General features: G+C 45.7%; 12 protein-coding genes. 11 read left to right on the top strand and 1 reads right to left on the bottom strand.

Translation table 11 applies throughout. The annotated features are described in order from the left end of the window. The first annotated feature begins 28 nt into the window (after positions 1–28). From pfkA to gap, 3 genes are read left to right on the top strand one after another with little or no spacing between them, the layout of a single operon-like run. Complete coding sequence (pfkA, locus tag MUY27_RS06095; RefSeq protein ID WP_245129101.1) at positions 29–1,015, top strand: 6-phosphofructokinase; 987 nt, start codon at positions 29–31, stop codon at positions 1,013–1,015. Positions 1,016–1,019: 4 nt separating this feature from the next. Further along, positions 1,020–1,868, top strand: a complete 849-nt coding sequence (locus MUY27_RS06090) for a hypothetical protein (protein WP_245129100.1) — start codon at positions 1,020–1,022, stop codon at positions 1,866–1,868. Between the two features lie 5 nt (positions 1,869–1,873). Then, a complete protein-coding gene (gene gap, locus MUY27_RS06085; protein ID WP_245129099.1) occupies positions 1,874–2,869 on the top strand; it encodes a type I glyceraldehyde-3-phosphate dehydrogenase in 996 nt (331 codons plus the stop codon). A 522-nt stretch (positions 2,870–3,391) separates the two neighbouring features. Here the strand turns inward: gap and MUY27_RS06080 are convergent. Then, positions 3,392–3,955 (bottom strand): thermonuclease family protein, encoded by a 564-nt coding sequence (locus tag MUY27_RS06080; protein ID WP_245129098.1) that lies wholly within the window; start codon positions 3,953–3,955, stop codon positions 3,392–3,394. A gap of 149 nt (positions 3,956–4,104) precedes the next feature. Here MUY27_RS06080 and MUY27_RS06075 point away from each other — a divergent pair, with 149 nt between their 5' ends. The 8 genes from MUY27_RS06075 to MUY27_RS06040 all read left to right on the top strand — a co-directional run bounded on the left by MUY27_RS06075 (position 4,105) and on the right by MUY27_RS06040 (position 13,835). Then, on the top strand, positions 4,105–5,145 hold the full coding sequence (locus tag MUY27_RS06075) for a GntR family transcriptional regulator (RefSeq protein WP_245129097.1): 1,041 nt from the start codon (positions 4,105–4,107) through the stop codon (positions 5,143–5,145). A 128-nt stretch (positions 5,146–5,273) separates the two neighbouring features. Beyond that, positions 5,274–6,356 (top strand): L-rhamnose/proton symporter RhaT, encoded by a 1,083-nt coding sequence (rhaT, locus tag MUY27_RS06070; protein ID WP_245129095.1) that lies wholly within the window; start codon positions 5,274–5,276, stop codon positions 6,354–6,356. Positions 6,357–6,383: 27 nt separating this feature from the next. After that, positions 6,384–8,504 carry a bifunctional aldolase/short-chain dehydrogenase gene (locus MUY27_RS06065; protein WP_245129094.1) on the top strand — a complete coding sequence of 707 codons (2,121 nt, stop codon included), beginning with the start codon at positions 6,384–6,386 and terminating at the stop codon, positions 8,502–8,504. Between the two features lie 131 nt (positions 8,505–8,635). Next, positions 8,636–8,950, top strand: coding sequence for an L-rhamnose mutarotase (gene rhaM, locus MUY27_RS06060; protein ID WP_245129093.1), 315 nt, complete (start codon positions 8,636–8,638; stop codon positions 8,948–8,950). A 19-nt stretch (positions 8,951–8,969) separates the two neighbouring features. Next, positions 8,970–10,244, top strand: a complete 1,275-nt coding sequence (locus MUY27_RS06055; protein ID WP_245129092.1) for a sugar isomerase — start codon at positions 8,970–8,972, stop codon at positions 10,242–10,244. Between the two features lie 2 nt (positions 10,245–10,246). Continuing rightward, on the top strand, positions 10,247–11,629 hold the full coding sequence (locus MUY27_RS06050) for an FGGY-family carbohydrate kinase (RefSeq protein WP_245129091.1): 1,383 nt from the start codon (positions 10,247–10,249) through the stop codon (positions 11,627–11,629). Next, positions 11,629–12,366 (top strand): (Fe-S)-binding protein, encoded by a 738-nt coding sequence (locus MUY27_RS06045; RefSeq protein WP_245129089.1) that lies wholly within the window; start codon positions 11,629–11,631, stop codon positions 12,364–12,366. Before MUY27_RS06050 ends, MUY27_RS06045 begins: the two co-directional genes overlap by 1 nt. 50 nt (positions 12,367–12,416) lie before the next feature. Further along, a complete protein-coding gene (locus MUY27_RS06040; RefSeq protein ID WP_245129088.1) occupies positions 12,417–13,835 on the top strand; it encodes a lactate utilization protein B in 1,419 nt (472 codons plus the stop codon). Positions 13,836–14,155 lie beyond the last annotated feature (320 nt).

Below are 14,155 nucleotides of genomic sequence, written 5' to 3'. Positions count from 1 at the left end.
TAGGGCGATTTTTAGATCAACCGAGAGCATGGGTAAATTATCAAAAATCGGCGTTCTGACTTCCGGAGGCGATGCCCCGGGAATGAACCCCTGTATAAGAGCTGTAGTACGTACAGCTATCTATCATAAATTGGGTGTGGTAGGCGTGAAACAAGGCTATCAGGGTCTGATAGACAATGACATGTACGAGATGACCACCCGTTCTGTAAGTAATATCCTTGATTTTGGTGGAACTATCTTAAAAACCGCCCGGTGTGCAGATTTTCGTACGGACGAAGGGATGGAAATAGCCTACCGGAACCTTAAAGCGAAAGGTATTGATGCTTTAGTGGTTATTGGCGGCGATGGAACCTTCACCGGTGCGCTTCGTTTCAGCAAAAAGTATCCGGATATCGCGGTGATTGGTGTGCCTGGTACGATTGATAACGACCTGGGTGGAACGGATTATACCCTTGGCTTTGATACCGCAACCAACACCGTGGTAGAAGCTTTGGATAAAATCCGTGATACTGCCGATGCGCACGACCGTCTTTTCTTCATTGAAGTAATGGGCCGCGATTCTGGCTGTATAGCGCTTCGGGCCGGTATTTCTGCCGGTGCGGAAGCAATTATGCTACCCGAAAAGGAAACTGCTATTACCGAACTGGTAGAAAGCCTGAAAGCCGGCGAGCACAACAAGAAGTCGTCCAGCATTGTAATTGTTGCCGAAGGCGACAAACATGGCGGGGCTTACGATGTGGCGCAGATTGTGAAGGAACAGATTAAAATATATGACGTTAAAGTTACTATATTAGGCCACCTGCAAAGAGGGGGTAGTCCAAGCGCTTTCGACCGTATTTTGGGCAGCCGTCTGGGCTTTGCAGCAGTAAACGCGCTCATCGCCGGTGAAACACAAAAAATGGTTGGATTAAGAGGTAACAGTGTTGCTTTAACCTCTCTTGAAGAAGCCCTCAAAGTGCACGAATTTAAGTTGGAAGACGATTTGATGCAGATGATGGAAATATTATCTATCTGAGTTAATGATAGCAGTAGCATATAGCGGATCACATCAGGCCGATTGGCGGCTGGCAACAGCCAACAAAACTATAGCGTCTTTTAAAACCAACGGAATTAACCCGCAGTTTAACGACGAGAAAAGCATACTGCAACTGCTGAACAAGAACATTAACCTGATCCACCATGCCGAAGAGGTAAAGAAACTTTATTTTTTCAGCGCGGGCATTTCACGGAAAGATCTGAAAGACCTTTTGGTTAAAGCCTTTGGCAAGTTTTTTAAAAATGCCAAAGTTTATATCGGTCAGGATATGCAGGCCGCCGCCGTTGCTTGCTGTAAGAATAACGCGGGCATCATCTGCATCTGCGGCAGCGGTACCAACGCCGGCTGGTACGATGGCAAAAAGCTGAAACCAAACAACTACGGGCTGGGTTATATTTTAGCAGACGAAGGGTCTGCTAACTGGTTGGGACGGCAATTGATAAAGGCTTTTATGAACGAAACACTTCCGGCGCAATTAAGACAGAAGTTTGAGCATCGTTACGAGGCCGACCGTAAAACCATCCTGGAGAAGGTTTACCGCCAGAAGCAACCGGCACTATTCCTTAGTTCATTCACAGATTTTTACGTGGACAATCTTTCAGATCCATTCTTACAAAATAAGGTGCTGGAAGGGTTTAACTTACTTACCGAAACTTACCTGCTGCCACTAAAGCAGCAGAACAATAGCGATACTGTACATTTTACCGGTTCTATCGCCTCATTATTCCCGAACGAGCTTCGCCAGGCTGCCGAAAAGGCAGGTATTGAAGTTGGCACTGTTTTGAGGGAACCTATTAATAATCTATTAACATACTACATAACCAAAAATTAGAAATCATGAAAATAGGAATCAACGGATTTGGCCGTATTGGCCGCCTGGCTTTCAGAGCTGCAATTGAGAGACCCGAGATAGAAGTGGTTGGTATTAATGACCTGGTAGAGCCTGATTATATGGCTTACATGTTGAAATATGATTCAACCCACGGACAATTCAAAGGTACTATCGCAGTTGAAGGCGGAAACCTGGTGGTAAACGGTAAAACTATCCGTGTTACAGCTGAAAAAGACCCTGCAAACCTTAAATGGGGTGATGTAGGTGCTGAAGTTGTAATTGAATCTACCGGTTTATTCCTTACCCAGGAAGCAGCTCAGAAACACATTCAGGCTGGTGCCAAAAAAGTGGTAATGTCCGCTCCTGCAAAAGATGATACCCCAACCTTCGTAATGGGTGTAAACCATAAACAACTGAAACCAGAGCATACCATCGTTTCAAACGCTTCTTGTACTACCAACTGTTTAGCGCCTGTTGCTAAAGTATTGAATGATAAATTCGGTATCGAAGAAGGTTTAATGAGCACCATCCACGCGGTAACTGCTACCCAGAAAACCGTAGATGGTCCTTCAGCAAAAGACTGGAGAGGCGGCCGTGGTGCTTACCAAAACATCATCCCTTCATCTACCGGTGCTGCTAAAGCTGTAGGTTTAGTATTACCAGAACTGAAAGGTAAATTAACAGGTATGTCTTTCCGTGTACCAGTTGCCGACGTTTCTGTAGTTGACTTAACTGCACGTCTGAAAAATCCGGCTACTTACGAGGAAATCAAAGCTGCAATGAAAGAAGCTTCAGAAGGCGAACTGAAAGGTATCCTTGGTTACACTGAAGACGAAGTGGTATCTGAAGACTTTAAAGGAGATGCTCGTACTTCAATTTTTGATGCTAAAGCTGGTATCGCGTTAAGCAATAACTTTGTTAAAGTTGTTTCTTGGTACGATAACGAGTGGGGTTATTCAAACAAACTGATTGACCTGGTACAAGAATTAGGTAAATTATAATCAGCCCATCCTAATCCTTCCCAAATGGAAGGACTTTGTAATATTCAACGCCTTGCTGTGCAAACAGCAGGGCGTTGTTTTTTTATTAATTGTCTTTGCGAGCGCAGCGCGGCAATCTCACTAAAAAACAATAAATTAGAGATCGCCACACTCCTTTGGAGTTCGCGATGACAAACGAGGGCCCACCATCAAACCGCCCTGTCATCTCGATCCGCCAGTTGGCGGACAGAGATCTTCTTCTGCTGAAAGCCAATAGCAGAAGATACCTCCGGCTTCACCGTTCGGGATGACTTGTTTTCTCTGCTTGGAGAGGGTTAGGGAGCGCAGGCGGTAACCACAGGCTTTGCAGTGGCAGAACAGGGGCACAGACTGCGCTGCCAGCGACGAGTTTTTTCTTGGTACTTCTTTTTTGACGGCCAAAAAAGAAGTACAGCCACCAACGCTCATAAACCAGGCTAGCGCTATTTGATTAACCATACTTCGAAACTTGCACTTTGATGCCAATTTCTTTTCAACATCAAATTATTCCGTCCACGCATCAAACTCGTGCTTACGCTTTCTGCGTTTCTTTTTAGGCTGCTTATAATCGTTCGATTTGTGTTCGCGTTTATTCTGCCTGAATTCCCAGGGTGGGGTAGGGTTAGCGTCCTGCCATAAGCCGAGTTGCTTTTGTTGCGCCTCTGCCTGTAAAGCGGCAAGGGTAGCGTTGTTTGAATAATGCGCATAATGCCAGGCGTACCCATTCTTTACCAATTCCTGGTTCAGGTTGGTCTTGTTATTGATGATAACAGTAGCAATGGTACGCCCGTAGCGGTCGTGCTCGTTGCCTTGTAAGGTTACATTTTTGCCAAAGCAAAGGTCTGATGTAAATTGCTTGGCGGCCTGCCCGAAGGCCTGGCTTTTCTCCGGGCAGTCTACCTCGGCCAAACGGACGGTGATCTGCTGATGATCCGGCGTAAGCACTACAATAGTATCGCCGTCTTTTACACCTACTACCCGCATTTGGTCTTCGCGGGTACAGGCAAAAACGAAAGCGAGCAACAGGAATACAAGGGTTCTTTTGATGGCGTTACGGGTAGATAGCATACAGGAAGGCAAAGGTAAAGGATATCACCACACGGCTGTGTAGCAATTTCAAAATCATGCTCAAGCAATTTTAAAGCCCAGCTCTTTGGAGAGGGGCTTGGGGAGAGTCAAGGCTGCTATTCCCACATTTTCTACGATATTTGCGATTGATGAAGTCTGAGTCTTTTTTTGATTTTGTTGTTGTCGATGAATATGCGGCTACGCCAAAGTACTTGCAGTTGAGCAACAGCATCCTTAATGCCATTGAAGCAGAAAAACTGACAAAGAACTTCCTGTTGCCCTCTATAAATGAACTGAGTTATCAACTGGATATCTCCCGCGATACTGCTGAAAAAAGCTACCGTTATCTGAAAGAGATCGGCGTCATCAGTTCAGTCCCAGGTAAAGGGTATTTTATTACGAATGTTAACTTCAGGCAGAAGCTGAAGATCTTCCTGCTGTTTAACAAACTGAGTGCCCATAAAAAGATTGTGTACGACACCTTTGTAAGTACCCTCGGCGAAGATGCGGCAGTTGACTTCTATATCTATAATAACGACTTCAAACTGTTCAAAAAACTGTTGTTGAATCGCCGCGATGATTATTCGCACTACGTGATTATTCCGCATATCGCGTCGGCTGATGAAAATGAGCAGAACGTAATTGATTTGCTCAACAATATCCCGAAAGATAAATTGATCCTGCTGGATAAGCGGGTGCCAGGGTTAAAAGGCGGTTACGGCGCAGTTTACGAAAATTTCGAAAAGGACATTTATAACGCACTGGACCATGCACGGTCACACCTTAGCAGTTATCACACCATTAAGCTCATCTTTCCTGCGAAGAGTTACTACCCGGTCGAGATCATTAAAGGTTTCCAGTTGTTCTGCCGGCAGTATGCGTTTAATCACGAGGTGTTGAACGATATTAAATCTGCCCCGATTAACAAGGGCGAGGTTTTTATCAACCTAATGGAAGACGACCTGGTTACCCTGCTCGAGCGATTGACAACCATGAACTTTAAGGTGGGCGAGGATGTCGGTGTCATCTCTTACAATGAAACGCCGCTGAAAAAAATATTGCTGAACGGGATCACCACCGTATCTACCGACTTTAAATTTATGGGTTCCACCGCAGCAGAACTCATTCTTTCCAATTCGAGGCAACAGGTAGAAAATCCCTTCTATTACATCCAAAGAGCCTCTTTGTAATCATCTGCTTTCTTTCCGACCCAATTAGCTGTAACCGTCGTTGCCCATGACAGTGCATGACAGTTAGCATGCCTTGCATTTTTACATTAGCAACTGCATTTGCCAATTACCAATAAACCTATATTTAAATGCAAGCAATTTTAGGCGTTCTATTTCATTTCATCGGCGGCTTTGCGTCGGGCAGTTTTTACATACCTTACAAAAAGGTAAAAGGCTGGGCCTGGGAAAGCTTCTGGATCGTCGGCGGGTTATTTTCATGGCTCATCGTCCCCCCATTGGCCGCATGGTTAACTATCCCAAACTTTACAGAAATCATCAAACATACCGATAGCCATACGCTATTGCTTACCTACGTTTTTGGGGTATTATGGGGCATTGGTGGTTTAACTTATGGCCTGGGCGTCCGTTACCTGGGGGTGGCGTTAGGTAGCTCGGTCATCCTGGGCCTTTGCTCTGTTTTTGGTTCGCTAATACCGTCTATCTACTATAATATTTACCCTAAGGCAGGTAAGGACACCTTCTCCATGCTGGTAAATAATACATGGGGGCAAACTGTGCTACTGGGTATCCTGGTATGTGTAATAGGTATTATTATTTGTGGTAAAGCGGGGATGATGAAAGAGAAAGACCTTTCTGCAGATCGCGAAGCTGCCGTAAATAACCAGGAGTATAAGTTCGGCCTCGGGCTTACATTGGCAATTATTTCCGGTGTGCTGAGCGCCTGTTTTGCTTTCGGTATAGATGCTGGTAAAGATATGGCCAATGAAGCCAACAACCTCTGGAAAGCCGCTAATCCTAACCAGGGCCAATTCTTGTATCAGAATAACGTAACCTATGTGGTGATTTTGTGGGGCGGCTTAACTACCAACTTTATCTGGTGCATGTTCCTGAACGCGCGGAATAAAACCTTTGGCGATTATACCAATCCAAAAACACCTTTGCTGCGCAACTATTTCTTCTCGGCGTTGGCGGGTACTACCTGGTTCTTACAGTTCTTCTTCTATGGCATGGGCGAAAGCCGATTAGGTAATGGCCCAAGCTCGTGGATATTACACATGGCATTTATCATCCTGATAGCCAATATGTGGGGACTGGTGCTGAAAGAGTGGAAAGGCGTAAGCCGTAAAGCTTTTGTAACTGTAATTGTCGGTATTGCAACCATCATCCTTTCGGTGCTGATTGTTGGATACGGAAACTCAATAAAACCTTAATTAAGTAATTAAAAAAATCTGAATAAAATGTCTGCTAACACAACAGAATTTAAACACGTAAGTTATTTGTGGGACGAAGCTAAAGCGGCCGAACTGGCCGGTGACGAAGTAGCTTTGCTGATCTATCGTTCAAATCTTTTAGGTGCTGATCTGCGCCTGACTAATTACGGTGGCGGGAACACTTCCTGCAAAGTAATGGATAAAGATCCCTTAACCGGTAACGAGGTTGAAGTAATGTGGATCAAGGGTTCTGGCGGCGATATCGGTACGTTAAAGAAAAGCGGCTTGGCGGCTCTTTATGTAGATCGCTTACGTAGTTTGAAGAACGTTTATCGTGGTATTGAGCACGAAGATGAAATGGTGGAACTATTCAACCATAGCATTTTCGATCTGGCTTCTAAAGCGCCTTCCATCGATACGCCTTTGCATGGTTTCCTGCCCTTTAAGCATATCGACCACTTGCACCCTGATGCAGCTATTGCCATTGCCGCAGCTAAAGACGGTGAAAAAATTACCGAGGAACTATTTGGTGGAACCATCGGCTGGGTAGAATGGCAGCGCCCCGGTTTCGATTTAGGTTTGAAACTGCGCGAGTGCTTAGATAATAATCCTGGTATACGTGGTATTATGCTGGGTTCGCACGGTTTGTTTACCTGGGGCGATACCGCTTACGAAAGCTATATCAACACGCTTGAGGTGATTGAGAAATGTGCCGAATACCTGGAGCAGAATTATGGTAAAAAAGGCCCTGTTTTTGGCGGTCAGAAGATCGAAAGCCTGGATGAAACTTCACGTAAGAAACAAGCTGCTGCTTTAGCTCCGTTGCTGCGCGGCTTCTGTTCAAGCAAAACCAAAATGGTTGGTCACTTTACAGATGATGCCCGCGTGCTGGAGTTCATCAACTCTAACGATCTTGACCGTCTGGCGCCGCTGGGTACCAGTTGCCCGGACCACTTCCTGCGTACCAAGATCAGTCCACTGGTGTTAAATTTAGAGCCGGGTGAGGACCTGAGCGATACCAAAGCGCTGAAAGAAAAGCTGACGCCACTGTTCGAGCAGTATCGCCAGATGTATACCGACTATTACAACAGCTGCAAACATGAAAACAGTCCTGCCATTCGCGATACCAATCCGGTGGTGATCCTTTATCCGGGTGTTGGCATGTTCACCTTCTCTAAAGACAAGCAAACTGCGCGCGTAGCAGCAGAGTTTTACATCAATGCCATTAATGTAATGAAGGGTGCCGAGGCCATTTCGGAGTATACCTCATTACCCCGCCAGGAGGCATTTGATATTGAATACTGGTTGTTAGAAGAAGCAAAATTACAGCGCATGCCAAAGCCTAAAGCGCTTTCTGGCCGTATTGCTTTAATTACCGGCAGCGCAGGCGGTATTGGTAAAGCTATTGCTAAAAAACTGGTTGAAGAAGGCGCTGTAGTAGTGCTGAACGACATGAACCAGGAACGTTTGCAAGGTGCTGGGGAAGAGTTTAAAAAACTATTCGGGAAAGATTCCTATACCACGGCACTATTAGATGTGACTAATCAGGAGCAGATCGAAGAAGCCATGAACATTGCTGCACTTGCCTTTGGTGGTGTAGATATTATTGTTAACAATGCAGGCTTGTCTATCTCTAAAACGATTGAAGATCATACCCAGAAAGATTGGGATCTGTTGTATGACGTTTTAGTGAAAGGCCAGTTCCTGGTAACGCAGGCAGGTGTAGCAGTGATGAAAAAGCAGGCTATCGGTGGCGATGTGATTAACATCGTGAGTAAAAATGCCTTGGTAAGCGGCCCCAATAATGCGGGCTATGGCAGTGCCAAGGCCGCACAATTGCATTTGAGCCGTTTGAACGCTGCAGAACTTGGTCCGGACAAGATTCGTGTCAATGTTGTAAACCCTGATGCAGTGATCAGCGATAGCAATATCTGGGCTGGTGGCTGGGCAGAAGGCCGTGCAAAAGCATACGGTATTACGGTTGAAGAACTGCCTGCATATTATGCAAAAAGAACCTTGTTGAATGAAATCATCCTGCCAGACGATATCGCTAACGCCTGCTTCGCTATTACTGGTGGTTTATTAAATAAATCTACCGGAAATGTGATCAATGTAGATGGTGGCGTAGCCGCAGCATTTGTGAGATAGATTTAGTTATTTAGTCGATTGAGTTATCATGTTATTTTTTATAGATATAAATCACGATAGCTCAATCTTTTAATATTTCTTACTTGCCGTATTATTAGGCCGCCGACAGGTGAAAAATTAGATAACATACAATGGCTCGTATTGCATTTAAAATGAAATTGCATCCCGGAAAGGAAGAGGAGTACAAAAGGCGCCATGATGAATTATGGCCCGAATTGGAAACGTTATTAAAAGATACGGGAATAAGCGATTATTCCATTTTCTTAGATAGCGAAACCAATTTATTGTTTGGGGTATTAAAGGCAGAAAATGCGGGCGCACTCGATAATTTACCCGGGCAGCCGGTTATGCGTAAATGGTGGGCTTACATGGCCGATATTATGGAAAGTAATGCTGATCATTCGCCGGTAAGTATTCCCCTACAGGAAGTGTTTTATCTTCCTTAACCTATTTAAACCAAAAATTATGAAAGTAGAGCAATTTAAAATTGATGAATCAAATCATCAGCATAAAAACGAACACCAGCGTAAGTTTGACTATGTAGCAGCTGATGTTGCCAACCTTGATGAAGTACTGCAGAAACTTGCTGCTTTTAATATAACTATCCCGAGCTGGGCATTAGGCACCGGCGGTACCCGTTTCGGCCGGTTTTCTGGCGGTGGCGAGCCACGCAGCCTGGAAGAAAAGATAGAAGATGTAGGCGTTATTCATGCGCTTAACCGTTCCAGTGATTCTGTTTCCTTGCATATTCCTTGGGATATTCCCGAAAATGCTGCATCTATCAAAGCACTTGCCGCGCAGGTTGGTCTACGTTTTGATGCTGTAAACTCTAACACCTTTCAGGATCAGAAAGATCAGCAACTGAGCTATAAGTTTGGCTCGCTGCACCATGTGGATAAGGCCGTTCGCAAACAAGCGGTTGAACATAATATCCAGGTGATTAAGTACGGCGTAGAACTGGGTTCTAATGCACTGTCTGTTTGGCTGTCAGATGGTTCTAACTTTCCGGGTCAGCTGAATTTCCGTAAAGCATTTCAGAATACTTTAGAGAGCTTGAAGGAGATTTATGAAGCCCTGCCAGACGACTGGAAGGTTTGGGTAGAGTATAAACCTTACGAACCTAACTTCTATTCAACCACCATTGGCGATTGGGGGCAATCCCTGCTGCTGGCAAATAAGCTGGGTGCAAAGGCATCTACCCTGGTAGACCTTGGCCACCACCTGCCGAATACCAATATCGAGCAAATTGTTGCGCTGTTATTGATGGAAGGTAAACTTGCCGGTTTCCACTTTAACGATTCAAAATATGGCGATGACGACCTGACGGTTGGCAGCATCAACCCCTACCAGTTATACCTGATCTTTAATGAACTGGTAGAAGGTATGGATGCCCGCGGCATGAACCATGCAAAGGATTTGGGTTGGATGATTGATGCTTCGCATAACGTAAAAGACCCGGTAGAAGACTTGTTACAGTCTGTCGAGGCAATAAAGATTGCGTATGCACAAGCGTTAATTGTAGACCGTGCTGCATTGCTTGAAGCGCAAAATAACAATGATGTAGTTCGCGCCCAGGAAATCATCCAGGAAGCTTACCGTACAGACGTGCGCCCATTGGTGGCTGAAGCACGCCTGAGACAGGGCGGTGCTTTGAAGCCGGTAGAAGCGTATCGCCAGTTAGCTGTTCGGGAAGAATTAATCAAAGAGCGCGGAAGTAAAACAGTAGCAACCGGATTATAATCATGAATCGTACGCCGGTTATAGCCATATTTGATATCGGGAAAACGAATAAAAAGCTGTTTCTTTTCAACGAAGATTATCATATCGTCTACGAAAAATCAGCTCGGTTTAACGAGGTTACCGACGAGGATGGGTTCGCTTGCGAAAACTTAGAAGCATTGCGCTCATCCTTATTCGAATCGTTGCGCGAGGTGTTCAAGTTAGAACAGTACGATATCAGGGCGATCAATTTTTCCACCTACGGTGCCAGTTTTGTTTATATCGGCGAAAATGGTGAACCGTTAACGCCGCTGTATAACTACCTGAAGCCATTTCCTGAAAAGCTGCAGGAGGATTTTTACGCGCAGTACGGTGATAAAAATGAATTTTCGCGGCAAACGGCTTCGCCCGCTTTAGGTAGTTTAAACTCGGGTTTACAATTGTACCGGCTAAAGCATGAACAGCCAGAGGTATTCAGCAAAGTTAAATACGCGCTTCACCTGCCGCAGTATATGAGCTATTTGCTCACCCAAAAGGCGGTAAGTGATATTACCAGCATTGGGTGCCATACCGCGCTTTGGGATTTTGATCATCAGCAATATCACGCCTGGGTTGAAGCGCAAGGCATTTTCGAAAAGTTAGCCCCAACCAACGTAGCTGATTGTACTACGCAAGTAAGTTATGAGGGCCATACGCTGGCGGTAGGATGCGGACTGCATGATAGCTCTGCCGCGTTGATCCCGTACCTGGCTAACTTCCACGAACCTTTTATGCTGCTTTCTACCGGTACCTGGTGCATCAGCCTTAACCCGTTTAATCATAATCCGCTTACCGCCGAAGAATTGGAGGCAGACTGTTTATGCTACCTGGATTATCGTGGCAACCCGGTAAAAGCTTCAAGGTTGTTTTCTGGTTACGAGCACGAGGTGCAAACCAAGCGACTTGCAGAATATTTCAATACCGGCCCGGCCAGATACAAGTCGATAGCATTTGATAGTGCCATTATTCCCGCATTGAAGAAAAATCCCTTGCTGGTAAAGGATGGCGATTTACTGCCTTTTGCTGAGGTTGACCTGACGGCTTTTAACAACGATACTGAAGCTTATCATCACCTAATCTATGATCTGGTGCGGAAACAGGTAATTTCATCTAATCTTGTACTAAAAGGAACAGCGGTGCGTCGTATATTTGTCGACGGAGGGTTTAGTAAAAACCTGGTATTTATGAATATGCTGGCAGCCGCATTTGAAGATCTGGAAATATTTGCCGCTTCTATGCCGCAGGCCACCTCATTGGGTGCAGCAATTGCGTTGCACAAACACTGGAATCATAAATCGTTACCTACCAACCTTATCGAGTTAAAGTATTATTTGAGTAACCCGGCATATAGCCCAACCAAAATTTAATGACGGTAGGTTTATTTATACCTTGCTATGTAGATCAGTTTTACCCCAACGCTGCGATAGCTACTTTGCAGTTGTTGGAGAAGCTGGGCGTAAACGTTGTATACCCCATGAACCAAACCTGCTGCGGCCAGCCGATGGCCAATTCGGGTTTTGAGCATTTAACGCACGGCTGTAACGAGCTTTTTATCAAGAACTTTTCTGAATTCGATTATATCGTCGCGCCTTCGGGTAGCTGTGTGCTGCACGTACGCGAGCACCTGCACGATGAAAACCAGGAAGCAAAAGCGGAAAGTACCCGCCATAAGGTATGGGAACTTACTTCTTTCCTGACGGACGTGTTGAAGGTGGAGCACCTTGAGGCACGTTTCCCGCATAAAGTTGGCGTTCACCAGAGCTGCCACGGACAGCGGGGTTTAAAACTGTCGCAAATGAGCGAACTGGTGGCGCCCGGTTTTTCAAAGCCCGGATCATTGCTGAATATGGTGAAGGACATCGAACTGATCCCATTAAACCGAGTGGACGAATGCTGCGGATTTGGCGGTACTTTTTGTGTGGCGGAAGAAGCAGTATCTGCTAAGATGGGGAAAGACCGTGTTGCAGACCACGTCAGTCACGGGGCAGAATATATTACCGGTGTGGACATGAGCTGCCTGATGCATATGGAAGGTATCCTGAAAAGGCAAGGGAGTGATGTAAAGGTGCTGCATATAGCAGAGATATTGAATAGTACCCCCTAACCCCCTAAAGGGGAAATGCTCATCGTAATTATTAAGGTTGAAGTGGAAACATGGACGAGGTAAAAACAAAAAATAGCCCAAATGTCCCCCTTCAGGGGGCTGGGGGTAAAGACCACGCCGAACTGGCGGCAGAGTTTAATATAGACGAGAAGCGTGTCGACTGGCACGACGAAACCTTGTGGTGGATCCGCCAGAAGCGTGATAAAAACGTGCATCAGTTACCCGAATGGGAATTGCTGCGCGAAACTGCTTCGCAGATCAAATTCAACGTACTTTCGAACCTGAGCAGCTATCTCGAACAATTCGAGAAAAATGCCATTGCCAACGGCGTAGTGGTGCATTGGGCGAAGGATGCTGCGGAACATAACCAGATTGTACACGGCCTGCTGCAGAAGCATGGTGTAAGTAAGATGGTGAAAAGCAAATCTATGCTTACTGAAGAGTGCCATCTGAACGAATATCTTGCCGAACATGGTATCGAAGTGATCGACTCTGACCTGGGCGAACGTATCGTGCAATTAGCTAAGGAACCGCCAAGCCACATCGTGCTGCCGTGTATCCATAAAAAGAAAGAAGAGATCGGCGACCTGTTCCACATGTACCTGGGGACGCCTTCGAATGTGGCAGATCCGCAATTTTTAACGGAAGCCGCCCGCCAGCACCTTCGCGAAATATTTCTTACCCGGAAAGCTGCGTTAACAGGTGTAAACTTTGCCGTGGCCGAAACGGGAGAGTTTGTAGTTTGCACCAATGAGGGTAATGCAGATATGGGCGCCCACCTTGCCGAAGTACATATTGCCAGTATGGGTATGGAAAAGATCATCCCCAAACGTGAGCATTTAGGCGTGTTCCTTCGCCTGTTGACCAGGAGCGCTACCGGCCAGCCCATCACCACGTATAGCAGTCATTTTAAAAAACCGAGAGCCGGTAAAGAAATGCACATCGTGATTGTAGATAATGGCAGGAGCACGCAGTTAGGCAGGGAGGATTTCCGTAACTCGCTGAAGTGTATCCGTTGCGGTGCTTGTATGAATACCTGCCCCGTGTATCGCCGTAGTGGCGGACATAGCTATCATACTGCGGTAGCCGGGCCAATCGGGTCTATTCTTTCGCCAAATCTGGATATGAAAAAGTATGCCGATCTGCCGTTTGCGTCTACGCTGTGCGGTTCATGCTCTAATGTTTGCCCGGTTAAAATCGATATCCATGATCAGTTGTACAAGTGGCGGCAGGTGCTGGTAAAAGAAGGCTATGTAGCCACCGGTAAAAAGATCAGTATGCAGGTGATGGCCAAAACGCTTGCTTCGCCTGCCTTGTATCATCTGGCTGGTAAAGCGGGCAGGTTAACGCTAAAGTTTGCGCCGTTTGCCGTCAACAACAAACTTAATCCGTGGTATAAGAACCGGGAGATGCCCGAACCGCCAAAGCAATCTTTCGGTGAGTGGTACAAGCAGAACCGTCAGTCTTAGAAACAAGAGACAAGAATCAAGAAACAAGAGTCAAGACAGGAAATTGAATTAATGTCACCTTGAGCTTGTCGAAGGTAGAGGTATGATAAGGTGCTGAAACAAGTTCAGCCTGACAAAATAAATACAATAGAAACGTCATTGCGAGGCGTAAAACGACGAAGCAACCCCTCGCATGATTCGGTTATTGATATTGCTTTGTAGTACCTCGCAATGACGTTTGCGAGTTTGAATATTTAATCGAGAGTAAAGTCTAATAAGGAAATAAATCCGAAATCAAACTAATGTCACGCAGAACTTGTCGAAGGGAGAAAGTATGATGA

Source organism: Mucilaginibacter straminoryzae (assembly GCF_022953055.1).
Taxonomy (GTDB): Bacteria; Bacteroidota; Bacteroidia; order Sphingobacteriales; family Sphingobacteriaceae; genus Mucilaginibacter; species Mucilaginibacter straminoryzae.
Note: the sequence above shows the minus strand (reverse complement) of the source record. Positions and strands in the feature narration are given on the sequence as shown.